Below are 219 nucleotides of genomic sequence, written 5' to 3'. Positions count from 1 at the left end.
CCTGAATTTTGGGTTTTTAGGCAGCCATTAACAATAAGCGATGCTGCTCTGCTAAGTTTATCGATGGCTTTTTAGGTTGGTGAGTATAAGCAATAATCCCAGCTAATAGATTAATTAAAAAATTTCCGGCATTTCTGTGGCGTGTATGTTCAATTTGAGAAATATTTTTTAGTTGATCATTCACCGTTTCAATAATAGCTCGTTTTCTAAGAAGAATTT

Annotated in this window: 1 protein-coding gene; it reads right to left on the bottom strand. The window is 33.8% G+C overall.

All coding sequences use genetic code 11. The features are described 5' to 3' along the window. Positions 1-16: 16 nt before the first annotated feature. Positions 17-219: transposase (locus tag BU804_RS02185; RefSeq protein WP_275935648.1), on the bottom strand; the 203-nt coding region annotated here is incomplete at its 5' end.

This window comes from Candidatus Protochlamydia sp. W-9 (genome assembly GCF_001950615.1).
Taxonomy (GTDB): domain Bacteria; phylum Chlamydiota; class Chlamydiia; order Chlamydiales; family Parachlamydiaceae; genus Protochlamydia; species Protochlamydia amoebophila.
Note: the sequence above shows the minus strand (reverse complement) of the source record. Positions and strands in the feature narration are given on the sequence as shown.